Here is a 20,754-nt window from a genome sequence, read left to right on the forward strand (position 1 = left end):
CATTATAAAAAGAAGGGACTGTGCCTAAACCATCAACTTGTAGGTGAAGCGTTTCGACCGTAATGAGTTTGTCTAACCTTCGTCATTTTTTTGAAAATGATCTTCATATTCCATTCATGAACTGGGGTGATAAAAAAATCCTCAATAAACCATCCAAATCTATTGAGGAGTACCAAACTGGATAACTGAGAAACTTGAAATAATTAACTCACCAGCTTCGCCTTAAAGTAACTGAACACTGATTTTACTGCGTGAGTTTTTCCGGTAATTTGCTGATTCCATTCATTTGGCAAAGAACATTTTGCCAGTCTTACCCATACGGTAGAAAACTGTTTCATAAAGCTGGCTTCGTTGTAGTGAATACCATATTCTGCACAGAGTGCTTTGACCTTTGGAGCAACCTCAACATAACGGTTGGCCGGCATATCCGGGAACAGATGATGCTCAATCTGATGGCTCAAATTACCACTCAGTATATGCAACCATTGGGTACCGCTAAAATTGCTCGAACCACGAATCTGACGGACATACCATTCTGCACGGGTTTCCTTATCGGTATTGTCCATTTCAAAGGTTTCGGCATCTTCAGTGAAATGTCCGTTAAAAATAACAGCAGAAGCCCACAGGCTACGGATCACATTGGCAACGGCATTACCGGTAAATACTGGAATGGCATTTGGGCCAGCAATCAGCGGGAAAAATACATAATCTTTTAACACCTGACGGCGCATTTTTTTGCGTAAAGGAGCTGCTTCTTCCCAGACTTCTTTCCAGGTCTTGGTTTTATAGGCAATCACGTCTTCCAGATGCAGGCGCTGCAAGCCAACATACCATTCGAAAAACACCATTAACTGAATGCCCAATGGAATATTGAACAGGAAACGTGGTTCCCATTTTTGGGATTCACTGACTCGAATTAGCCCATAACCCACATCATGATCCATCCCCACAATATTGGTATAGGTATGATGAATATAGTTATGCGTATATTTCCAGTCATCGCCGGTTGAAATCGTATCCCAGTCATAGGTCACACCATTCAGACTCGGATCATTCATCCAGTCAAACTGGCCATGCATGACATTGTGGCCGAGTTCCATATTTTCCACGATTTTGGAAAGACCGAGCAGACCTGTCCCAGCCAGCCATACCGGTGGTAACCAGCCAGCAAACATCAGCATGCCACGTGAGGCAATTTCACTATAGCGGACAAAGTTACGGATTTTATAAATATATTCGGCGTCTTTTTCCCCCAGATCATCCATGACCTCGCGGCGGATTGCATCGACTTTGGCACCAAATTCCTCAATCTGTTCAGGACTGAGAAATTGGCTTTTGCTATGTCGTTTAAAATCAATTTGCATATTCATGGGAGCACCTTCTTATAGTTTAATTAATGGCTTATCAATAGGTTATAGATTAATCACCACAGGACTCACTGCCTGGGAAATGCACAGTTTGATCTGGGTATTGTTGCCATGATCAACTTCACCGGTCAGGACGTTGCGTACCGAACCACTGACTTTGGTACAGGAACAGGTGTTGCAGATTCCCATCCGGCAGCCATATGCAGGACGCAGGCCTGATTTTTCAGCACTTTCCAGTAAAGTGGCCTGGGCCTGAAACTCTTGCTGCGATCTTAAAAACTGTACCGGCTGCGCCTTAATTTTCTCATCGACTGCAATCTGGAAATATTCTGAATGAAAATTGGCTTTCAAATCCAGTTTATCGATGATTCTCAGTGCAGCTTTCATCATCCCGGCAGAGCCACAGGCATAAATTTTTCGCTCTGCCAAATCTGGCACTAGCTTTTGTAATAAGCCTTGGGTTAGATGCTGCTGGTGTTCCAGCGTATTGAAATGGTGATATTTCAAGTTTTGATGCATTAAAGCCAAGGTTTTCAACTCCGCATGAAAAGCATCATCTCGAGTGAAATAAACTAGGTCAATCTGTTCCAGAGAATGAATGACCGCTTTTTGTAGCAAGGAATAAATTGCGGTAATACCACTGCCTGAAGCCAGAAATAAAATCGGCTGGGTGGATTTTTGCAATGTGAACTCGCCTTGGGGCTGAGATATTTCGACCACCGCACCAATTTGCATCAGGCTTAAGGCACGTGAAACTTTCCCCTGCTGTTTTACTGCAATAATCAGATCGCCATTTTTTAATACCGTCACTACTGAATAATGTCGCTGATGACGTACACCATCGAGCCTGATGGTCACTGCAATATTCTGGCCGGCCTGAAATGACTTGATGTTAAAATTATGATTCGGACGTAAATGAATCTTGAAAAAGTCAGGGCTGATAGCTTGAATACTCATAACAGCAGCTTTAACTTTTTTAATTGCCCAAGTTGGATGGATTTTTTCACCAATAAAATCAATGAAATCTTCCCGTATCCAATGCGGCTGATAGGTTGGCATGCTTGTCATTTTTATCCCCTTATCCGCAGACAGTTTCATTAATGTACAACTGTCTAATTATTATATTGTTCAGGATAAAGAATTCTCATGCTCAGACCATGTCAATACAGGTCAAATTATGTGCTCACCCCCCACAATATAGCTTTTTGTCTAACAATATTCGCTAAAAGTATCGATTCCAACGCTATATCTTGAGAAAAAGAATTTTAAACTTGTACCTCTATCGAATGTTTACATAAAAAACTGACCTCTATTCGAGATCAGTTTGTTGAGTAGCATGTTAAGAGAACTCTTTTGAACTGGACGCTCTAACCTGCCGCCTGTTCCAAAAGAATGGTCCCATATAATTCACGCAGATCCTTTTTCAGCATTTTACCAGTACCACTCAGTGGAATCGCATCAACGAACACGACTCGATCTGGAACCTGCCATTTGGCAACTTTGTCTGCATAATAATCCAGCAGATCAGTCTCAATTAGCTGGCTGCCCGGCTTTATAATGGCAATTAATACGGGACGCTCATCCCATTTAGGGTGCTGGGCAGCAATCACGGCAGCCATCGCAATTTCCGGATGTCCCATGGCAATATTTTCCAGATCTACCGATGAAATCCATTCCCCCCCAGACTTGATTAAATCCTTGGAGCGGTCGCTGAGTTTCATAAAACCATCCTGATTCAGCGTGGCAATATCGCCGGTATCGAACCAGCCATCCTCTGTCAGTGCAGATTCTTCCTTGCCAAAATAATGACTGATGACCCAATGGCCCTTAACCTGTAAGTTTCCTGTGCTAAGTCCATCACGTTCAATTTCATGCGTACCTTTTTCTGCATCGATCAAACGTAAATCAATCCCGAATGGCGGACGGCCTTGAGACAGACGAATCTGCAGTTTTTCTTCATCCGACAGAGACAAATGTTTGGTCTTGAGCTGATTGGCTGTACCCAGTGGACTGATTTCCGTCATGCCCCAGGCATGGATCGTTTCGCAATTAAACTGTTCTTTGAACGCTTTGAGCATGGCCGGTGGGCATGCCGATCCGCCCACTACATTCCGTTTTAGGCTTTCCAGTTTTGAACCTGACTGATTTGCTGCTGCAATCAGCCCCTGCCAGATGGTCGGAACCCCAAGTGCTACCGAAACCTTATAGGTATCAATCAGGTTAACCAGACTTGTCCCGTCCAGACCCGGTCCCGGCAGGATCAGGGTACATCCCACCATCGCGGCAGCATAGGGAGTGCCCCATGCATTGACATGGAACATCGGTACGACAGGCAACATAATATCGGCAGCTGAGACATTTAATGAGTCAGGCAAAATAATTGCATAACTATGTAATACAGTAGAGCGATGGCTATACAGCACACCTTTGGGATTACCTGTGGTTCCAGAGGTATAACACAAGGAACTTGCCGAGTTTTCATCAATCACTGGCCATTCGAAATCTGCATTTTGTCCAGCCATCAGGTCATCATAAAATTGTACTTCCGGAATCGCTTCTGTCACTGCCGGATCAGCCGCATCCAGACAGATGAAATGCTCTACAGAGGTCAGCAGTGATTTCACTGCTTTAATTAAAGGAACAAATGTCTTGTCGAATAGCACCACACGGTCTGCGGCATCGTTCATAATAAAAATCAGCTGTTCAGGAAACAAGCGCGGATTAATGGTATGACAGACCAGACCACTACCAGAAATGGCATACCAGGATTCTAAATGGCGGTGATTATTCCAGGCAATGGTTGCGACCCGATCTCCCTGCGCCAAGCCAAGTTGTTGCAGCACATTGGCAAAACGTTTCGAGTTTTGGTGAATTTCGCCCCAATTGGTAACTTTAATACTGCTATCAGTATTTTTGGAAATTACTTCGGTATCTGCATGATAGCGTCCTGCATGTTCAATCATGCTGCTGATCAGTAAAGGCTGAAACATCATATTTCCGAGCATTCTCCACTCCTTTGTGCTTGTTATTGGTCCGTGTATTGATATCGTTGTTATATATGCATGATGGCTCGGTCTGAGACCGTGACATAATTTTTATCATCATGTGGACTGAATTTAGCAAGGAAATCTGGGTTTGTAAGTATCGAATTGTGACAAATTTACAGAAGTGACTCTGGCGTATAAAATAAGAGCACGATTTATATAGAAATAAAAAAACTCTTCATAGAAAGAGTGAGCCTGATATTCAGTTTAATAATCGTGTATTGATTGAATGTCGACTGGCTTAATACAGCTATCCCATTTAATGGTCATGTTTAATAGGGATACTGACCTTAGAAAAACAGTACAACAGGTTAATGTAACGCATGTTTGAAAATAAACTGACATCCACCCTGGTCTTAATTTGTTATATTAAGCATATTAAAATATGCTATAAATCAAAATAATTAGAACAGTCTTAGTTCAGAAAGTGTATGTATAAGTCTGAAAAGTTGGCACAGACGATCCGTCAAATGATTGAAAATGGCGTATGGAAAGCGTATGAAAAATTACCTTCCCTTCGTGAACAGGCCCAATTATCCGGCTATAGTCTGATGACAGTACTGAATGCCTATCAGGAACTCGAAGCCCAAGGTCTGGTCTACGCCAAAGATAAATCAGGTTATTTTGTTGCAGAACGTGCCCAGCCATTCACCCGTAAACAGCCCGTCCAGATTGGTTTAAATTCCAGAATCCAAATCAACTCGGTAGTTTTTAACTTCTTAAAATCAACTCAGCCAGCCGAAATTGTACCTTTTGGTTCAGCATTTCCTAATGCAGAACTATTATATAACGCCAAATTCATGCAGATTCTGGCGCAGCAGGCCAAAAGAAAAAGTAGTTATAACAATCAGAATCACATGCCGCCTGGCAATCAGGACTTACGACAACTGATTGCCAACCGCTATCAACTACAAGGAATCCCATGTCATCCCAATGACATTGTCATTACATCCGGTGCACTAGAGGCATTAAACTTGTCCCTGCAGGCCTTAACTCAACCGGGCGATTTTATCCTGCTACAGCAAACCATATTTTATGGTGCCTGGCAGGCAGCCGAACGTTTGGGGTTGCAAGTGATTACGATTCCTGAACACCCACAATTCGGCTTTGATCTGGAATCATTTGAACAGGCTTTAAAACAGTATCCGATCAAGGTGTGCTGGCTAATGCTGAATGCACATAATCCGATTGGCTTTACTGTTAATCCGGAAATTAAGCAGAAAATTGCAGAACTTTTATATAAATATCAGGTGTATTTGATTGAAGATGATGTTTATCAGGAATTAAATTACGGTTCAGCCAAACCGCTACCAGTTAAATACTTTGACCAGCACCAGAAGGTGCTGCACTGTGCATCTTTTTCCAAAACGCTGGGGATGGGTGCACGCGTAGGCTGGGTGTATGCCGGTCCATTTTCTGATGCCATTCAGCATTTACAGCTCATGAGTACTCTAACTGTTAGCCCCTTACTTCAAAATGCGCTGGTCGAGTTTATTTCGCACCATCATTATGAAAAACATTTAAGGCATTTAAGACAGCATTTAGAAAAGTATAAAAAGAAATTTTATCAGGAACTTAAAGCACGTTTAGGAAGCATCTGTGAAATTTACTATTATTCCAGCGGTTATTTCCTCTGGATCGAATTGCCTGAACAACTTGACGGTCAGGTTTTATATGAGCAACTGATTCAGCAGAATATTGCGATTGCCCCTGCACTGCTGTTTAGGCCGGATCATGCCAGCCAACATTATATTCGTCTGAATTGTTCTTATGAATGGACAGCCAGAATTGAAAAATCGATCAATCTGCTGGCAGAAATCATTCTTCAAAATCGCAAAAGCGTGGATTGATTCATCCACGCTTTTAAAGTGCTTCTGCTAGATTGCTAAAGTTTAGAAACTATAAATTGCGACTGCATTAACTCGGTTGTCTTCACCTTTAGTACTGCCATTTGGTGCTGCCACTACGGCTTCACGTTCACCATATACATATTCCAGGCCGAAACTCAAAGGTTTTGTTGGGCTATAGAAAACATTTGCCCAAGCTTGCCAGAGGTCTTTGTTAATAGCGGTTGGATTTGCGCTGGCAGCGATATATGCATTATCCTGGTCAAAATTCATATAGCCATAACCCAGTGTACCACGCAATTTCTCGTTAAATTGCTGAGTTAAACCTACTGAAATTGAATCAAATTCACTTTGTAAAAGATCACCATTCGTGGCTGCAATGACCCCAGGATTGGCATAAGATACAAAGCTGCTATCACCTTTGACGTGATAGTAGTCAGCTTTGAGCGTCGTACCTGGCACAAGATCATACTTGGCACCTAAACCTAGACCCCATGCGGTTTTTTCATCTTCGTTGATACGTTTTTCATGACCCATGGCCCGTGCACTGACTATAAAATTATCTGCCAACTTATGATTTAAACGTGCCGTTAAAGCAGGTAGACGCTGTTTGATGGAACCATCTTTCGGATCTTCTACTGCAAGGACCAGACTGGTAGCCGGGCTAAAAGTACTGGTATGACGTACTTGTGGCGTCCGTTTAATTGATCCGCCCGCATAAACCAGGGCATCTACAGTTTCCGGGATATAATCAGGTACCGCAAAGTTTGACCAGGTTTGACCAATCAACCAGTTAGCATAACTGATATACGCATGACGGATACGTAAGTTATCAAAGCCGGCACCACCCAAGAAGTCCACTTCAATTTTACCGCTCAGGGCTTTATCACCAGCACCGACAGGTGTTTTAAAATCCATACCTAAACGGGTTGCAGACAGGGTTGACTTAAACTCATCACTACGTTCGCCTGTGCCTTCAAGTGGAACAGCATTAATCTGGTTATACATGCGGGTAGCTGAACCACCTTCAGCCTGATAAGAGGCATCCGCTCGGATATTACCGTATAAATTGAACTCGGCACCACTGGCAATTTTCATGACAGGTTTAGTTGCAGGCGTACTTACTGGTATTGGTGCTATTGCCACTGGGGCAATTACCATGGCTGTCTGAGCTTGCTGCTGTTCAACCAGTGCGCGTAATGCCTGAACTTCTTGGCGAAGTTGTTCAATTTCCTGTTGGTTCGACTGGGCTGGGGTTTGGGCTTGAGATGACAAACTGATGCCCCCTAAGCTCATTGCCATCATGCTCATCAGAACTGTGCGTTTGAATGTGATTTGTGGTTGATTAAATAATTGTGTCGTGTTCATCCTAAACTCGCTTTTTATTATGCGTCTCGATTCTAGCAACAGATCACCACTGGTTACGATGGCGATCTATATCATTGGGAATATTATCTTTATTGATTGAAATCTAACTTAATGTATCGCTTCTTTTGTCAATGGACTTGGCTTTACGCTAGACGTTGCAAGGACTTGGCCATCTACGGAAGTTTTTAAGTTCACCAGGAAAATTGCCAGCGCAGCGATCACGCCAGGAATCGCAATTGCAAAGAAGTTCATTTGATGCGGTAAATTCATGGTCAATAATGCGCCAGTAAGTACCGGACCCACAATCGCACCAATACGTCCAATGCCTGATGCCCAGCCCATGCCGGTAGAACGTACCGTCGATGGATAATACTGTGCTACAAAAGTATAGAGCAGGATTTGTGAACCAATCGTTGCAGCACCTGCCACAGCAATCAGGGTATACAGCACGAATTGCGGACTGTTAAAGCCAAGAAGAATCAATGCCATAGCACCACACAGGAACATAATGGTCAGTACTTTTTTGATATGGAATCTATCCGCAAGATAGCCGCCACCAATCGCACCCACCATTCCACCAATATTCAGGGCAAACAGGAAGATCATACTTGCGCCCAGCGAGTAGCCTGCCTGGATCATCAGTTTTGGTAACCAGCTGCCCAGTGCATAAACCATCAACAGGCACATAAAGAATGCCAGCCAGAACATGAAGGTACTGAAGCTACGGCCTTGTTGAAACAGTGCTTTTAATGGTGCTTCATCCCCTTTTTGCACTTCATTCAGTACAAACTGGGTATCACTGGTAATGACCTGTGTTGGAGAAATCTTTTGAATAATATGATGTGCTTGAGCCGTTTGCTGCTTGTTAGTCAGATACATCAATGATTCTGGCAAGTATTTCCAAATCAATGGCAAAAGGAGCAGTGGAATACCGGCAAGCAGGAACATAATTTTCCAGCCAAATTGTGGCACCAGCCATGCACCCAGTAACGCAGAAGTCATCCCGCCAATCGCATAACCACTAAACATCAGGGCAACCAGCGTACTGCGAATACGTTTAGGAGCATATTCGGTCATCAATGCCACCACATTAGGCATCACACCGCCAATGCCAAGACCAGCCAGAAAACGTAAAATTCCAAATTCCACTGGAGATGTGGCGAAAGCCCCGATGAAGGTAAAACCGCTAAAAATCGCCACACAGATCATGATCGTCTTTTTACGGCCTAACTTGTCGGATAGCGTTCCGAAGGTCATGGCACCGAACATCATCCCGAATAAGGCGGTACTGGCCAGCAGTCCGGCTTGCACTGCGCTGAGCGACCATTCTTGCATCAGCAATGGTAATGCTACGCCGTAAATGACTAAGTCATAACCGTCAAAAATAATGATCAGCAAACACCAGATCAGTACCCCCCAGTGAAAGGGGGTAAACTTCGCCTCATCAATCAGCGTATTTATATTAACTTTATTTGTAGACATCTCCACCTCCAAATTGTGAAGTTCAATTTATGAATGCCACAATGGAGAAAATGCGAAAGAATGTCCAAAACTGAATAGGCATGTTTCTATACCTATAAAGTCTGGCTGCAGTTAAGTTGCTAAATTTATTATAAAATATATTATAATAATCTTAACTTAGCCTGTGCTTACATGAATTTATCCGCTGTGCAGGATTGATTACGCTTCTAGATTGAACTATTAAAATACTGAACGATCGTACCTAATTGCTTCCAGATCATAGACTTGATAGACCGCATCAAACAGATAGCGGATGTATTCACTTTCATCCATGTTACGGATAGCCATGAATACTGGACTGACAGCGAACTCATCTAGAAGCGGAATGAAGTTCAGGTGGGCCAGTTTAATATTTTGTGCACTTTCCGGCACAATACAAATCCCTTCTCCGGCAGCTACAAAGCCTAGTGCCAACTGTAATTCACGTACGATACGGATATTTTTGGGTTCCAGGCCATACTCAGAAAAAATACCGCGGACCTGGGTGGCAAAATTCGCCTTGCCGCTATTGGGATATAAAAACAGTTGCTGATCAACCAGTTCAGAAAGATTTAAACCTTCTACCCGTTGCGCCATGCTATGACTGGAGTGTGCAGCGACCATCAGTCGTTCCTCACGCAGCAACACCCGTTTTACTGCCGGATCTGAAATTCTCAGACGCCCAAACCCTACATCAATCCGCCCTTCTTTCAGCGCCTGAATCTGTTCATGGGTATTCATCTCCATCATCTCGATCTTGAGATGTGGATGCTGCTGTTTGAATAAAAACAGAATGCGCGACAGCAAGCCAAACAATAAAGAGCCAACAAAACCGATAGTTATGGTCCGATCCGTAATGCCAATTCGCTTGGTCATCGACTTGATCTCTTCCGCATTAGACAAAAGTTTAACAGCGTGCTGGTAAAAGAATTGACCGGCTTCAGTAGTTTTTAGAGGACGGCTACCACGCTCAAAGAGCTGAATATCGAGCTCTTGCTCTAGATTTTGGATCTGTCGGCTCAAAGGTGGTTGAGCAATAAACAGTTTTTCTGCCGCTTTGGTAAAACTTTGTTCTTCGACAACGGCAACGAAGTAACGTAAATGTCTGAGTTCCATGGCACTGAATACCTTTAAAGTATAAAAAAATGCTAAATCGATCTTAGACCAATCAACATTATTCTTTTAAGGTATATCAAGTCAAAGCATTAAAGCAAGAATGTGAACCCGTATTATGTATAAGTCAGTTGAAACCTTGCTGGTAGAAATTCCAACCATTCGCCCTCACAAGATGGCAGTGGCAACGATGCAAACCCAGACCCTGGTATTGGTCAAAATCACCACTGAAGATGGTTACATCGGCTGGGGGGAAGCTACGACTATCGGTGGCTTGGGTTATGGTGATGAAAGCCCGGAAAGCGTCAAAGTTAATATCGAAACTTATTTCGCCCCACTTTTAAAAACATTATCCGGTTTAAATGTTGCACAGACATTACAAACAATCAAAAAGAACATTAATGGCAACCGTTTTGCCAAATGTGCAATGCAAACAGCACTTCTGGATATACAGGCACAACGTTTAGGTTTGCCATTAAGCGAAATCCTCGGTGGCCGCTTGCGTGACAGTATTCCGGTTCTTTGGGTATTAGCTTCGGGTAATACCGAAAAAGATATTGCTGAAGCGGAGAAAATGATTGCGGCAAAACGTCACAACATTTTCAAACTTAAAATCGGTTCTCGTCCGGTTGAAGAAGATGTTGAACATGTGCTTGCAATCAAGAAAGCGCTGGGTAAAGACATTTCAATCCGTGTCGATGTCAACCGTGCTTGGTCAGAACTGGAAGCCATTAAAGGAATTCAATTATTGCAAGATGGTGGTGTTGATTTAATAGAACAGCCATGTGCAATTGATAACCTAGACGCCATGCGCCGTCTGACCCGACGTTTTGATGTTGCCATCATGGCAGACGAATCGCTAATGGGTCCGCACTCAGCGTATGAGATTGCCAAACAAAATGGTTCATCTGTTTTTGCAGTCAAAGTTGCCCAGTCAGGTGGCCTGATTGAAGGTTGCGAAGTAGGCAAGATTGCCAAACTTGCAGGTATTGACCTGTATGGCGGCACCATGCTGGAAGGCCCTGTAGGCACGATTGCTTCGGCACATGTGTTCTCTACTTTTGAAAGTCTGGCATTTGGTACCGAGCTGTTTGGTCCTCTACTGCTGACTGAAGATATTTTGAAAACCCCACTCAACTATCAAAACTTTGAACTTGAGATTCCGAAAGGGCCAGGTCTGGGGATTGAGTTGGATGAAAACAAGATTGACAACTTGCGTCGTCAGTAATTAGGAGAAACCCATGCTTTTTCAGGTACGTATGGATGTAAACATTCCACGTGATCTGCCAGTTGAACAGGCAAATGAAATTAAGGCTGTTGAAAAAGCCTATTCGCAGGAATTGCAGCGTCAAGGCAAATGGCGTCATATCTGGCGCATCACGGGCCAGTACTCAAACATCAGTATTTTTGATGTTGAAAGCAATGAAGAGTTGCACGACCTGTTACAAGGCTTGCCTCTCTATCCTTACATGAATATTGAAGTGATGGCATTAAACCGTCACCCGTCTTCAGTTCGAGATGACGACAGTTAATTGAATGAGCGGATTGGGAGTCACCGGATTCCCCTTCCAAATCGAAAACAGAGGGTATTTCAACAAGGATTGTGGCCAGCCAAATTTAGCCAGCCAATAAAAGCTAAAAAGTGCGCCACGAAAAGATGAAAAACATACTTTAGGAGCAATAGTATGAATCGCCAAGAAATTGATGCATTAGTTAAGCAAATGAACGTTGATACAGCGACAGGTCCTGTAGATGAACGTGTACAGCAAGTCGTTGTGCGTTTATTGGGTGATCTTTTCCAGGCTATCGAAGATCTTGATATTTCTCAGTCAGAACTATGGAAAGGCCTGGAATACTTTACTGATGCCGGTCAAGCGAATGAATTAGGTTTATTGGCTGCAGGCTTGGGGCTGGAACATTACTTAGATTTACGTGCTGATGAAGCAGATGCTAAAGCAGGTATTACTGGCGGTACGCCACGTACGATTGAAGGTCCGTTATATGTAGCTGGCGCACCTGAAACTGTAAGCTTTGCCCGTATGGATGATGGTTCTGAAGAAGGCAAAATCCCGACTTTAATCATTGAAGGTACAGTGACTGATACTAATGGCAATCTCGTTGAAGGTGCCAAAGTTGAAATCTGGCATGCAAACAGCTTGGGCAATTACTCATTCTTTGACAAGTCACAGTCTGATTTTAACCTGCGTCGCAGCATCATTACTGATAGCGATGGTCAATATACTGCATTAACGACAATGCCAGTGGGTTATGGCTGTCCTCCAGAAGGTACCACCCAGTTCGTGCTGGACAAATTAGGCCGTCATGGTAACCGTCCATCACACGTCCATTACTTTGTGTCTGCACCGGGTTACCGCAAGCTGACTACTCAATTCAACATTGAAGGCGACCAATACCTGTGGGATGACTTTGCATTCGCTACCCGTGAAGGCCTGGTAGCAACTGCTGTAGACGTAACTGATGAAGCTGAAATTGCAAAACGTGGCCTGAAAGGTCCTTTCAAATACATTCAATTCGATATTGAACTTGTGAAAGAGAAAGCAGACGCACCTTCTACTGAAGTTGATCGTCGCCGCGCTAGCGCTTAATACACTTGAGAAGCGGGATATGCATCGAGATATATCCCGCTGACTTCCCCCTTGGAAAGTCGGAGAAAGGACATGCCTCGTATTCCCGTAATTAACACCAGCCATTTAGACCGTATTGATGAATTACTGGTTGATGATTTTGAATCTGGTGAATTTAAACTGCACCGTTCAGTATTTACAGACCAGGCCCTGTTTGACCTCGAGATGAAATACATCTTTGAAGCTAACTGGGTTTATCTGGCGCATGAAAGCCAGATCCCAAACAATAACGACTTTTATACTACCTATATTGGCCGTCAGCCGATCATCATTGCACGTAACCGTCAAGGTGAACTGAATGCCATGATCAATGCCTGTTCGCATCGCGGTGCACAATTGTGCCGTAACAAGAAAGGCAATAAAGCAACTTATACGTGCCCTTTCCATGGCTGGACTTTCAATAACTCAGGTAAGTTATTAAAAGTGAAAGATCCGGCTGATGCGGGTTATTCAGACTGTTTTAACCAAGACGGCTCGCATGACCTGAAGAAAGTAGCACGTTTTGAAAACTACAAAGGCTTCCTGTTTGGCAGCTTGAATCCGGATGTCCCTGCTCTGGAAGAATACCTGGGCGAAGCGACCAAAATCATCGACATGATCGTAGGTCAGTCTGAACAGGGTCTTGAAGTATTACGAGGTTCTTCGACTTATACCTATGAAGGTAACTGGAAGCTGACTGCAGAAAACGGTGCCGATGGTTACCACGTGTCTGCCGTTCACTGGAACTATGCTGCAACGACTCAACAGCGTAAAGAAAAAGAAGCTGGCGATAACATCCGTGCCATGAGCGCAGGTTCATGGGGCAAGCAAGGCGGTGGTTCTTACGGTTTTGAACACGGTCACATGCTGCTTTGGACTCAATGGGCTAACCCTGAAGACCGTCCTAACTTTGCCAAGAAAGATGAATACACCGAGAAATACGGTGAAGCTATGGCGAAATGGATGATCGAGCGCTCACGTAACCTGTGTATCTATCCAAATGTTTACTTTATGGATCAGTTCGGTTCACAAATCCGTGTACTGCGTCCGATCTCTGTCGATAAGACGGAAGTCACCATTTACTGTATCGGCCCTGTAGGTGAAGAACCTGAAGCCCGTACCCGCCGTATCCGCCAGTATGAAGATTTCTTTAATGCTTCAGGTATGGCTACACCAGACGATCTGGAAGAATTCCGTGCCTGTCAGGCAGGTTATGCCGGTATCGCACTGGAATGGAATGACATGTGCCGTGGTTCCAAGCACTGGATCCATGGCCCTGATGATGCTGCCAATGAAATTGGTTTAAAACCAAAACTGTCTGGCATTAAAACCGAAGATGAAGGTTTATACCTGGCTCAGCACCAGTACTGGTTAGAACTGATGAAAAAAGGTATTGCGACCGAGAAAGAGATTGCAGCATCAACTGAAGGAGAAAACGCATGAGCGACATCACTTTAGAAAATATTGCTCAGTTCCTGTATCAGGAAGCACGCTTTCTGGATGATGAACAATGGGATGACTGGTTAACTTGTTATGCCCCTACTGCTTCTTTCTGGATGCCAGCCTGGGATGATGATGACAAGCTGACCACAGATCCACAGTCTGAAATCTCCCTGATTTATTACCCGGACCGTCAAGGCCTGGAAGACCGTGTGTTCCGGATCAAGACTGAACGCTCGTCTGCCACCATGCCGGATACACGTACCAGCCATAACATCAGCAATATTGAAGTTGTTGAACGTGATGGCGACAAAGTAACCGTACGTTTCAACTGGAATACTTTGAGCTTCCGTTACAAAAACAGCTACAGCTACTTTGGTATGTCACGTTATGAAATCGATTTTTCAGGCGATAAACCACAGATTTTAAGCAAATACGTGGTACTGAAAAACGATTACATCAATCAGGTCATCGACATCTATCACCTCTAAGACTGTTTTATTACAGCCAGGTAAAACCCTTTAGCCAGATGGAAAATTGGCTGAAGGGTCCAGTTACAAAGATTTATATAGGATATTCAGCCATGTCAAACCACAATGTTGCACTTCAATTTGAAGATGGCGTTACACGTTTTATTTCTGTTGCCCAGGGCGAGACCCTGTCTGATGCAGCTTACCGTCAAAAGATCAATATTCCTTTGGACTGCCGTGATGGTGCTTGTGGAACGTGTCGTGCGTTTTGTGAATCAGGTTCATTTGACATGCCTGAAGAAACTTATATTGAAGATGCACTAACACCTGAAGAAGCCGCTGAAGGTTATATTCTGGCTTGTCAATGTAAGCCAACGTCAGATGCAGTGTTCCAGATTCAGGCTTCTTCAGAAGTGTGTAAAACCGAAATTCATACTTTCCAGGGTGCGCTGGCGCGTGTAGAAAACCTGTCTGATTCAACTATTACTTTTGATATCCAGTTAGACGAAGGTCAACCAGACATTCACTTTCTGGCAGGTCAATATGTCAATGTCGGAATTCCTGGTACAACAGAAACCCGTTCTTATTCATTCAGCTCTAAACCAGGCAACCGCTTAACGAGCTTTGTTGTACGTAACGTACCAAACGGCAAAATGAGCGAATTCTTAAGCCAAAATGCCAAAGCGGGCGACAAAATGACCTTCACTGGTCCATTTGGTAGCTTCTACTTACGTAACGTTGCTCGTCCAGTAGTGATGTTAGCAGGCGGTACAGGTATTGCACCATTCATGTCTATGCTGCAAGTGCTTGAAGAAAAAGGTTCAGAACATCCAATACGTTTAGTATTTGGTGTAACCAATGATTTTGACTTGGTTGCAATTGAAAAATTAAACGAATTGCAAGATAAATTCCCGTGGTTCGAATACCGCACTGTAGTGGCAAACCCGGAATCTGCACATGAACGTAAAGGCTATGTCACTGGCCATATTGAAAATGAATGGCTAAATGCTGGTGAGGTTGATATCTACCTGTGTGGCCCAGTACCCATGGTTGAAGCGGTTCGTGGCTGGCTAGAAGCAGAAGGCGTAAAACCTGCAAGCTTCCTGTTTGAAAAATTCTCTGCAAACTAACTAGAGGGAATTTATTCAATGTCTAATCGTCAAAGATTTGAAAATAAAGTCGTAATCGTGACCGGTGCCGCTCAGGGCATCGGGCGCGGTGTCGCGCTGCAAGTGGCGAGCGAAGGCGCTCAAGTCGTCATGGCTGATCTTTCCCCTTATGTGGAAGAAGTTCTGGCTGAAATTGAAGCGACTGGCGGTGATGCGATTACCGTCAAAGCCAATCTGGAAACGTTTGCCGGTGCTCAGTCAGTCGTTGAAAAAGCGCTAGAAACCTATGGTCGTGTCGATGCGCTCATCAATAACGTCGGTGGCGCGATCTGGATGAAACCTTTCGAGGAATTTTCTGAAGAGGAAATTATCAAGGAAGTGAACCGTTCGCTGTTTCCAACGCTATGGTGTTGCCGTGCAGTTTTACCAGAAATGATTAAAAATCAGAAGGGTACCATTGTAAACGTATCTTCTATTGCCACACGCGGCATTAACCGTGTGCCATATTCGGCATCGAAAGGTGGCGTAAATGGCCTGACGGCTTCCCTTGCCTTTGAACATGCCAAAGATGGTATTCGCGTTAATGCAGTTGCAACGGGTGGCACCGAAGCACCTCCCCGTAAAGTACCGCGCAATGCCAATCCACTGACTGAATCTGAACAAGAATGGATGCAGCAAGTGGTAGATCAGACCATTGACCGTACGTTTATGGGTCGCTACGGCACAATTCAGGAGCAAGTAAATGCCATTCTATTCCTGGCTTCCGATGAATCATCTTATATGACAGGTACCGTAGTACCGGTCGGTGGTGGAGATCAAGGCTAGTCCTGATCATCACGATTTTTGACAGGCTCATGGTTCGACGCAAGGAGGCACATTACCAATGAACACCCTGTTTCAGACATTAAAAAATGACTGGTCAATTTCAGCGACTGTTGCAGGATTTCTAGCAGTGCTGATTTCCTATTCAGGACCACTGATCATTTTTTTCCAGGCAGCGCAGCAAGCCCAGGTTTCCCCAGACATGATGATTTCATGGATTTGGGGAATTTCTATTGGTGCGGCGCTCGCAGGTATCTTTTTATCGATTAAATACAAAATACCTGTTGTCACCGCCTGGTCTGCGCCCGGAACGGCACTATTGGTCACGCTGTTTCCCGATATTTCGCTCAATGAAGCGGTTGCGGCCTATATCACCTCTGCTGTGGTGATTTTTCTCATTGGGATTACCGGTTATTTCGACAAATTGCTGTCCTGGATTCCCCAGGAAGTCGCTGCCGGAATGATGGCCGGAATTTTACTGCAGTTTGGTTTAGGACTGTTCACCGCGACCGATACCATGCCCTATATCGTCTTTGGCATGCTGGCGGTGTTTTTGCTGGCCAAGCGTTTCAGTCCACGTTATGCCATGGTCTGGGTGCTGGTTGCCGGTGTGATTTTAAGCATGCTGCTGGGCAAGATTAATCCGGTCACGGCAGATTTCAGTCTGGCAATTCCGCAATTTATTGCACCGGAATGGACTTGGAGTTCCACCCTGAATCTGGCCCTCCCGCTTATTCTGGTCAGTCTGTCGGGCCAGTTCTTACCAGGAATGGCCATTATCAAGATCAGTGGATATGACATGCCTGCCAAGCCAATTATCAGTGCAACCAGTATTGCCTCGCTCGCAGTAGCCTGTGTGGGGGGGATTACTATTGTATTGGCCTCTATTACGGCCGCATTGTGTTTAGGCAAAGACGCGCACGAGCTGAAAGAAAAGCGTTATATCGCGGGTGTGGCGAACGGGCTTTTTTATATTTTAGGCGGCCTGTTTGCCGGCAGCATTGTCATGCTGTTTAGCCTGATGCCGAAGGAATTAATTGCAGCTTTGGCAGGACTGGCCTTACTCGGAGCAATTGCCACTAACATCTCTATGGCGATGGGCAAAGAGTCGCAACGTGATGCCGCACTGATCACCTTTTTAGCAACTGCTTCCGGCATGCATTTCTTGGGGCTGAGTTCAGTCTTTTGGGGGATTTGTATTGGCCTGGTAGCACATTTTCTGCTGTCACAGAAAGACCGTAATGCTGTTCCGGTTGCAACATCAGATTCAAAACGAATTTAAAGACATCCATTAGTTTAGGGTATGTAAGGACCAGATTATGATAGATAAAAGTTCATTATCATTGAAAGAAGCACTCTCCCAGATCAAGGATGGTTCTACCATTATGATCGGCGGATTTGGGACAGCGGGTCAGCCTGCTGAACTGATTGATGGTCTGATCGAATTGGGAATCAAGGATCTTATTATTGTCAATAATAATGCTGGTAATGGCGACTATGGTCTGGCGAAACTGCTTAAAGCGGGCGCTGTGCGTAAAATTATCTGCTCTTTCCCGCGTCAGTCTGATTCCTGGGTATTTGACGAACTCTATCGTGCAGGCAAGATCGAACTGGAACTGGTGCCGCAAGGTAATCTGGCTTGCCGTATTCAGGCAGCAGGTATGGGCTTAGGTCCAATCTATACCCCAACCGGTTTTGGTACCTTGCTGGCTGAAGGCAAACCAACCTTGAACTATGAAGGCAAAGATTTTGTCCTGGAAAATCCGATTAAAGCTGACTTTGCTTTAATTAAGGCCCATCAGGGCGACCGTTGGGGCAATCTGGTCTACCGTAAATCTGCCCGTAACTTTGGCCCGATTATGGCGATGGCAGCTGATGTAACCATTGCACAGGTTTCTGAGGTGGTTGAACTGGGTGCACTGGATCCAGAGCACATCATTACCCCAGGAATTTTTGTTCAACACGTTGTTCAAGTTAAACCTGCACAGTAATCACGGATAAGGAGAAGATTCATGAGCTATAACAAACTGACCCGTGACCAGATCGCTGAACGTGTGGCACAAGACATTCCTGATGGTGCTTATGTGAACCTCGGTATTGGTTTACCAACCAAGATTTCAAGCTACCTGCCAAGCGACAAAGACGTATTCCTGCACTCTGAAAATGGCCTGCTGGCTTTCGGTCCTCCTCCTGCTGAAGAAGACCGTGATCCAGAACTGATCAATGCCGGTAAAGAATTCGTGACCTTGCTCGAAGGTGGTTCTTTCTTCCATCATGGTGATTCATTCGCGATGATGCGTGGCGGTCACTTAGACATCGCGGTACTGGGCGCGTTCCAGGTGGCTGAAAATGGTGATCTGGCCAACTGGCATACTGGTGCACCGGATGCAATTCCTGCAGTCGGCGGTGCGATGGATCTGGCTGTTGGTGCGAAAAAAGTCTTTATTACCACAGATCACGTGACCAAAAAAGGCGAGCCCAAAATCGTGGCTGAACTGTCTTATCCTGCGACTGGCCTGAAATGTGTCGACCGTATTTATACCGATCTTTGTGTGATTGATGTGACGCCTGAAGGTATGAAAGTGATTGAAAAAGTCGAAGGTCTGTCATTTGAAGAATTGCAGTCAATGACTGGTGCCAAACTGATTGATGCGACTCAATCAAATTAAGGGGAAGTCCCTCCTTTATTAAAGGAGGGATTTAGGGAGGATTTGAGGATTAAAACTACTTCATTAAATCCCTCCCAACCTCCCTTTAAAAAGGGAGGAGTTTTCTTCTTTTAAATATGTGAGCAAATACACAATGAAAAACGCATATATTATCGATGCCATCCGTACTCCATTCGGTCGTTATGCCGGTGGCCTCGCGCCTGTCCGTGCAGATGACTTAGGTGCGCTGCCAATTAAAGCGTTGATGGAGCGCAATCCAAGTGTGAACTGGGAACAGGTCGATGACGTGATCTATGGCTGTGCCAATCAGGCCGGTGAAGACAACCGTAACGTCGGTCGTATGTCTTCTCTGCTTGCAGGCCTGCCTTATCAGGTGCCGGCAACGACCGTGAACCGCCTGTGTGGTTCATCGATGGATGCAGTTGCGATGGCAGCACGTGCGATTAAAGCGGGTGAAGCTAATCTGATTATTGCCGGTGGTGTAGAAAGCATGTCGCGTGCCCCATTCGTGATGGGCAAGTCAGAAACAGCGTATGGCCGTAGCCAGAAGATTGAAGACACCACCATGGGCTGGCGTTTTATCAATCCGAAACTAAAAGAAATGTACGGCGTAGAAACCATGCCGCAAACTGCTGAAAATCTGGCAGAACAGTTCAATATCAACCGTGAAGATCAGGACAAGTTTGCTCTGACCAGCCAGCAACGTACCGCAGCAGCGCAGGCCAATGGTTTCTTTGCCAAGGAAATCATTCCTGTGGTGATTCCGCAGCGTAAAGGCGATCCGATCGTTGTCGATACTGATGAACATCCGCGTGCCTCTACCACAGCAGAAGCTCTGGCGAAACTGAAACCTGTGGTGAAAGCAGAGGGGACTGTAACGGCGGGTAATGCTTCTGGTATTAACGATGGTGCGGCTGCCCTGCTGATTGCATCTGATGAAGCTGTTGCTCAGCATGGCTTAAAACCACGTGCCAAAATTATTGGCTCAACCGTTGTAGGTGTTGAACCACGAATCATGGGTTTTGGTCCAGCACCTGCCATCAAGAAATTACTGGTACAAACCGGTCTGACTTTAGAGCAGATGGATGTGATTGAGCTGAATGAAGCTTTTGCTGCTCAGGCACTGGCATGTACCCGTGACTTGGGTATCGAAGACGGTTCAGAGAAAGTCAATCCAAATGGTGGTGCGATTGCTTTGGGTCATCCACTCGGTGCTTCAGGTGCGCGTTTAGTGACGACTGCACTCAACCAGCTGGAACACACCGGTGGTCAATATGCGCTATGTTCAATGTGTATCGGTGTCGGTCAAGGCATCGCGTTGATTATTGAACGTGTTTAATCCTCATTAAAAGTCCCCCTTCTTGCACTTCAGCTTAAAGCA

The 20,754-nt window shown here is 44.8% G+C and carries 18 protein-coding genes; 12 read left to right on the top strand and 6 right to left on the bottom strand.

Annotation, left to right across the window (positions count from 1 at the left end; all coding sequences use genetic code 11):
* Positions 1-203: 203 nt before the first annotated feature.
* From VXP95_RS00475 to VXP95_RS00485, 3 genes are all read right to left on the bottom strand, one after another.
* A complete protein-coding gene (locus tag VXP95_RS00475) occupies positions 204-1,370 on the bottom strand; it encodes a fatty acid desaturase family protein (RefSeq protein WP_064102898.1) in 1,167 nt (388 codons plus the stop codon).
* Between the two features lie 42 nt (positions 1,371-1,412).
* Positions 1,413-2,435, bottom strand: coding sequence for a flavin reductase family protein (locus VXP95_RS00480; RefSeq protein ID WP_064096727.1), 1,023 nt, complete (start codon positions 2,433-2,435; stop codon positions 1,413-1,415).
* Between the two features lie 299 nt (positions 2,436-2,734).
* A complete protein-coding gene (locus tag VXP95_RS00485; protein WP_416711149.1) occupies positions 2,735-4,372 on the bottom strand; it encodes a long-chain-fatty-acid--CoA ligase in 1,638 nt (545 codons plus the stop codon).
* A gap of 470 nt (positions 4,373-4,842) precedes the next feature.
* Here VXP95_RS00485 and VXP95_RS00490 point away from each other — a divergent pair, with 470 nt between their 5' ends.
* Positions 4,843-6,261: a PLP-dependent aminotransferase family protein gene (locus VXP95_RS00490; RefSeq protein ID WP_416711150.1), complete on the top strand. Its 1,419-nt coding sequence runs from the start codon at positions 4,843-4,845 to the stop codon at positions 6,259-6,261.
* Positions 6,262-6,303: 42 nt separating this feature from the next.
* On the opposite strand, the gene VXP95_RS00495 is transcribed toward VXP95_RS00490, so the two are convergent.
* The 3 genes from VXP95_RS00495 to VXP95_RS00505 form a co-directional block, all read right to left on the bottom strand.
* Positions 6,304-7,626 (bottom strand): DcaP family trimeric outer membrane transporter, encoded by a 1,323-nt coding sequence (locus VXP95_RS00495; protein ID WP_416711152.1) that lies wholly within the window; start codon positions 7,624-7,626, stop codon positions 6,304-6,306.
* 108 nt (positions 7,627-7,734) lie between these two features.
* Positions 7,735-9,108, bottom strand: coding sequence for an MFS transporter (locus VXP95_RS00500; protein ID WP_064102900.1), 1,374 nt, complete (start codon positions 9,106-9,108; stop codon positions 7,735-7,737).
* A gap of 219 nt (positions 9,109-9,327) precedes the next feature.
* Positions 9,328-10,242, bottom strand: a complete 915-nt coding sequence (locus VXP95_RS00505; protein WP_064096722.1) for a LysR family transcriptional regulator — start codon at positions 10,240-10,242, stop codon at positions 9,328-9,330.
* 115 nt (positions 10,243-10,357) lie between these two features.
* Between VXP95_RS00505 and VXP95_RS00510 the strand changes: the two genes are divergently transcribed.
* From VXP95_RS00510 to pcaF, 11 genes are all read left to right on the top strand, one after another.
* Positions 10,358-11,467 carry a muconate/chloromuconate family cycloisomerase gene (locus VXP95_RS00510; protein WP_064102901.1) on the top strand — a complete coding sequence of 370 codons (1,110 nt, stop codon included), beginning with the start codon at positions 10,358-10,360 and terminating at the stop codon, positions 11,465-11,467.
* A 13-nt stretch (positions 11,468-11,480) separates the two neighbouring features.
* Complete coding sequence (gene catC / locus VXP95_RS00515; RefSeq protein ID WP_064096720.1) at positions 11,481-11,771, top strand: muconolactone Delta-isomerase; 291 nt, start codon at positions 11,481-11,483, stop codon at positions 11,769-11,771.
* A 153-nt stretch (positions 11,772-11,924) separates the two neighbouring features.
* On the top strand, positions 11,925-12,845 hold the full coding sequence (gene catA / locus VXP95_RS00520) for a catechol 1,2-dioxygenase (protein ID WP_064096719.1): 921 nt from the start codon (positions 11,925-11,927) through the stop codon (positions 12,843-12,845).
* Between the two features lie 72 nt (positions 12,846-12,917).
* Entirely contained in the window at positions 12,918-14,306 is a 1,389-nt protein-coding gene (benA, locus tag VXP95_RS00525; RefSeq protein WP_416711153.1) for a benzoate 1,2-dioxygenase large subunit, read from the top strand.
* Complete coding sequence (gene benB, locus VXP95_RS00530; protein ID WP_071320743.1) at positions 14,303-14,794, top strand: benzoate 1,2-dioxygenase small subunit; 492 nt, start codon at positions 14,303-14,305, stop codon at positions 14,792-14,794. Before benA ends, benB begins: the two co-directional genes overlap by 4 nt.
* A gap of 92 nt (positions 14,795-14,886) precedes the next feature.
* On the top strand, positions 14,887-15,903 hold the full coding sequence (benC, locus tag VXP95_RS00535) for a benzoate 1,2-dioxygenase electron transfer component BenC (RefSeq protein WP_416711154.1): 1,017 nt from the start codon (positions 14,887-14,889) through the stop codon (positions 15,901-15,903).
* An 18-nt stretch (positions 15,904-15,921) separates the two neighbouring features.
* Positions 15,922-16,707, top strand: a complete 786-nt coding sequence (gene benD, locus VXP95_RS00540; protein WP_262737472.1) for a benzoate diol dehydrogenase BenD — start codon at positions 15,922-15,924, stop codon at positions 16,705-16,707.
* A gap of 58 nt (positions 16,708-16,765) precedes the next feature.
* Positions 16,766-17,986, top strand: coding sequence for a benzoate/H(+) symporter BenE (gene benE / locus VXP95_RS00545; RefSeq protein WP_064096714.1), 1,221 nt, complete (start codon positions 16,766-16,768; stop codon positions 17,984-17,986).
* Between the two features lie 37 nt (positions 17,987-18,023).
* Entirely contained in the window at positions 18,024-18,695 is a 672-nt protein-coding gene (locus VXP95_RS00550; RefSeq protein ID WP_086044785.1) for a 3-oxoacid CoA-transferase subunit A, read from the top strand.
* A gap of 21 nt (positions 18,696-18,716) precedes the next feature.
* Positions 18,717-19,373, top strand: coding sequence for a 3-oxoacid CoA-transferase subunit B (locus VXP95_RS00555; protein ID WP_416705588.1), 657 nt, complete (start codon positions 18,717-18,719; stop codon positions 19,371-19,373).
* A 133-nt stretch (positions 19,374-19,506) separates the two neighbouring features.
* Positions 19,507-20,712: a 3-oxoadipyl-CoA thiolase gene (gene pcaF, locus VXP95_RS00560; protein WP_416705587.1), complete on the top strand. Its 1,206-nt coding sequence runs from the start codon at positions 19,507-19,509 to the stop codon at positions 20,710-20,712.
* Positions 20,713-20,754: the final 42 nt, after the last annotated feature.

It is taken from the genome of Acinetobacter sp. 226, from assembly GCF_048147925.1.
Taxonomy (GTDB): domain Bacteria; phylum Pseudomonadota; class Gammaproteobacteria; order Pseudomonadales; family Moraxellaceae; genus Acinetobacter; species Acinetobacter pecorum.

Excerpts from the sequence above, each read along its gene's own strand:
- VXP95_RS00475 (WP_064102898.1), bottom strand. The coding sequence starts at position 1,370 with ATGAATATGCAAATTGATTTTAAACGACATAGCAAAAGCCAATTTCTC.
- VXP95_RS00480 (WP_064096727.1), bottom strand. The coding sequence starts at position 2,435 with ATGACAAGCATGCCAACCTATCAGCCGCATTGGATACGGGAAGATTTC.
- VXP95_RS00485 (WP_416711149.1), bottom strand. The coding sequence starts at position 4,372 with ATGCTCGGAAATATGATGTTTCAGCCTTTACTGATCAGCAGCATGATT.
- VXP95_RS00490 (WP_416711150.1), top strand. The coding sequence starts at position 4,843 with ATGTATAAGTCTGAAAAGTTGGCACAGACGATCCGTCAAATGATTGAA.
- VXP95_RS00495 (WP_416711152.1), bottom strand. The coding sequence starts at position 7,626 with ATGAACACGACACAATTATTTAATCAACCACAAATCACATTCAAACGC.
- VXP95_RS00500 (WP_064102900.1), bottom strand. The coding sequence starts at position 9,108 with ATGTCTACAAATAAAGTTAATATAAATACGCTGATTGATGAGGCGAAG.
- VXP95_RS00505 (WP_064096722.1), bottom strand. The coding sequence starts at position 10,242 with ATGGAACTCAGACATTTACGTTACTTCGTTGCCGTTGTCGAAGAACAA.
- VXP95_RS00510 (WP_064102901.1), top strand. The coding sequence starts at position 10,358 with ATGTATAAGTCAGTTGAAACCTTGCTGGTAGAAATTCCAACCATTCGC.
- catC (WP_064096720.1), top strand. The coding sequence starts at position 11,481 with ATGCTTTTTCAGGTACGTATGGATGTAAACATTCCACGTGATCTGCCA.
- catA (WP_064096719.1), top strand. The coding sequence starts at position 11,925 with ATGAATCGCCAAGAAATTGATGCATTAGTTAAGCAAATGAACGTTGAT.
- benA (WP_416711153.1), top strand. The coding sequence starts at position 12,918 with ATGCCTCGTATTCCCGTAATTAACACCAGCCATTTAGACCGTATTGAT.
- benB (WP_071320743.1), top strand. The coding sequence starts at position 14,303 with ATGAGCGACATCACTTTAGAAAATATTGCTCAGTTCCTGTATCAGGAA.
- benC (WP_416711154.1), top strand. The coding sequence starts at position 14,887 with ATGTCAAACCACAATGTTGCACTTCAATTTGAAGATGGCGTTACACGT.
- benD (WP_262737472.1), top strand. The coding sequence starts at position 15,922 with ATGTCTAATCGTCAAAGATTTGAAAATAAAGTCGTAATCGTGACCGGT.
- benE (WP_064096714.1), top strand. The coding sequence starts at position 16,766 with ATGAACACCCTGTTTCAGACATTAAAAAATGACTGGTCAATTTCAGCG.
- VXP95_RS00550 (WP_086044785.1), top strand. The coding sequence starts at position 18,024 with ATGATAGATAAAAGTTCATTATCATTGAAAGAAGCACTCTCCCAGATC.
- VXP95_RS00555 (WP_416705588.1), top strand. The coding sequence starts at position 18,717 with ATGAGCTATAACAAACTGACCCGTGACCAGATCGCTGAACGTGTGGCA.
- pcaF (WP_416705587.1), top strand. The coding sequence starts at position 19,507 with ATGAAAAACGCATATATTATCGATGCCATCCGTACTCCATTCGGTCGT.